Source organism: Methylobacterium sp. FW306-05-D (assembly GCF_058782155.1).
This window is the reverse complement of record NZ_JBYSXL010000160.1, coordinates 1-2,447: the sequence shown is the minus strand read 5'-3', so window position 1 is coordinate 2,447 and position 2,447 is coordinate 1. Positions and strand designations below refer to the sequence as shown.

Genomic DNA, 2,447 nt, shown 5'->3' with positions numbered 1-2,447 from the left:
GCCCCCAACCGATCCGCCCCGAAACGATCCGCCCAGGCCGGCGGCCCGGCCCAGCCGGGCGGCACCGTCGCGCGGTGCACGCCGATCGCCACGGCGCGGGCCAGCGTGCGCGCCGCCGCGTCGCCGATCCGGGCGAGGTCGAGGACCGGGTCGGCCAGAGGCACCCGGCCGGTGGCCACGGCGAAGACGACGTCGCCGTCGAGCGGCGTGTGCACGGGGTGGATCGCCCGGGCGAGGCCGTCCTGGGCCATCACGGCGAGGCGGCGGGCCTGGGCCTTGGTGAGGACGGCGTCGGTGGCCACCACCGCCAGGGTGGTGCTGGCCCCCGCGCCCGAAAGAGCTTTGCGCGGCCAGTCGAAGGCGTCGGCCGGCATCGGGGCGGGACACCCGAGGCCGCCGAACTCGTCGCCGATCTCGTAGGGGCCGGCCCAGAAATGCGGCCCCGCCCCCACCGTCACCCGGCCGAAGGCGTTCACCGCCACCAGGGCGCCGACCCGCAGGCCCAAGCCCGCGGGGCCCAAGCCCGCGCGGCCCAGGCCCGAGCCCTCCCGCAAACCGTCCACCACCGCCGAGGCCGAGCCGATCCCGCCCTTCAGGTTGGCGGTCGCGGCTCCCGTCCCGGCCCCGACGGAGCCGAGGGCGAGGTCGCGCGTCGCCGCCAGGGCCGCCGCGTAGCCGAGGTCGCGATAGGGCGAGAACCGGCCCCAGGCCTTGTCGCCGCCGTTGAGGAGATCGAACAGGATCGCGGCCGGCACGATCGGGACCCGGGCCGGGCCGACGGGAAAGCCGCGCCCGGTCTCGGCGAGATGGGCGGCGACGCCGGCGGCGGCATCGAGGCCGAAGGCCGAGCCGCCGGAGAGCACCAGGGCGTCGATGCGCTCCACGGTGCGCTCGGGATCGAGGAGGTCGGTCTCGCGGGTGCCGGGCCCGCCGCCGCGCACGTCGACCCCGGCCACCACGGGCGCGTCGAAGAGGAGCGCGGTGACGCCGCTGGCGAGGCGCAGGTCGGTGGCGTGGCCGACCCGGATTCCGGCGATGTCGGTGATGCGGTTGGTCGGCATGGTCGCGTCTCCCGGTCGGTCCAGGATCGCACGCGGCGAGGGGTTCGGGCGAGGGCTTTGGGCGAGGGCCCTCAGCCCGCCCGCGCCTGCCGGGCGGCGCGGGTGGCGTCGACGGCGTAGATCGCCAGTGCCAGCCAGATCAGCCCGAACAGCACCATCCGGTGGGGTTCCAGCCGCTCGCCGTAGACGAGGGTGCTGAGGAGGAGGAGGCAGGAGGGCGCAAGGTACTGCATCAGCCCCAGGGTCGCCAGGGTGAGCCGCTCGGCGGCGGCCGCGAACCAGATCAGCGGCAGCGCCGTGGTGACCCCGGTGAGCAGGATCAGGCCGGCCCGCACGGGGTCGCCCTGGATCACCGGGGGCGCGACCCCCGCGAGGTAGACCAGCGCCACCGGCAGGAGCACCAGCGTCTCGGCGGCGAAGCCCACCATGGCGTCGACGCCCACGACCTTGCGGGCGAGCCCGTAGAGCGAGAAGCTGCCGGCCAGCGCCAGCGAGACCCAGGGCAGGCTCCCCGCCAGGGCGACGGCCAGGAGCACGGCGCCGGCGGCCAGCGCCACCGCCGCGGCCTGGACCGGGCGCAGGCGCTCGCCCAGCACCAGGGCGCCCAGGCCCACGCTCATCAGCGGGTTGATGAAGTAGCCGAGACTCGCGTCGAGCATGTGCCCGGACTGCACGGCCTGCAGGTAGAGGAGCCAGTTCACGCCGATCAGCCCGGCCGACAGGACGAGGAGCCCGTGCCGGCGCACCAGGGGGAAGGGGTTCCGGATCCGGCGGCGCAGGGCGAGGAGCAGCCCGGCGACGAGCAGGCTCGACCAGACGATGCGGTGGGCGAGGATGCTCGGGGCCGGCACGGCGTCGAGCAGGCGGAAATGCACCGGGACCACGAGGCCCCAGCTCAGATAGGCGCCGAGCGCGTAGATCAGACCCAAAGGCCGCCTCCCCTCGCCGGCCCTCTGGCCGGCCCTGTGGCCGGCCCTTCGGCCGCCCGCGGCCCGCGGGGGACCGGGCGCGGCTTATAGCAGGCCCTCGGAAGCGCGCCCGTGCGGGATGGCGCATGGCGCGCGCGGCGCCTGGGGCGCGCTCAGCGCGTGCGGGCGAGGGTGACGGCGGGGTCGCCGCGCATCAGGGCGTTCAGGCGCTCGGTGTCGAAGCCCTCGGCGGCCTTCCGGGCCGGCTTCGGGGCCGGCGCGGCGGCGACCTTGGCCACGGGCCTGGCCGGGGCCCGGCCCGCCGCCTCGCGGGCGGGGGTCTCGCGGGGCGACGTCTCGCGGGCGGTGGAGGCCCGGGGCACGGGCGGACGGGTCACGGTCTGGCGGGCGACCGCGTCGCGCCCGAGGATGTCGCTGATCGAGGGGCCGGCCTCGGCCGGGAGCGAGCCCGTCACGG

General features: G+C 77.0%; 2 protein-coding genes and 1 pseudogene. All 3 read right to left on the bottom strand.

What is annotated here, in order from left to right:
- Positions 1-1,061 (bottom strand): P1 family peptidase (locus AC3WLN_RS23960; RefSeq protein ID WP_492485469.1); only part of this gene is annotated, 1,061 nt, incomplete at its 3' end.
- A 71-nt stretch (positions 1,062-1,132) separates the two neighbouring features.
- Positions 1,133-1,990: an EamA family transporter RarD gene (gene rarD / locus AC3WLN_RS23955; RefSeq protein ID WP_492485468.1), complete on the bottom strand. Its 858-nt coding sequence runs from the start codon at positions 1,988-1,990 to the stop codon at positions 1,133-1,135.
- A 152-nt stretch (positions 1,991-2,142) separates the two neighbouring features.
- Positions 2,143-2,447: pseudogene (locus AC3WLN_RS23950) on the bottom strand (hypothetical protein); the annotation flags it as partial.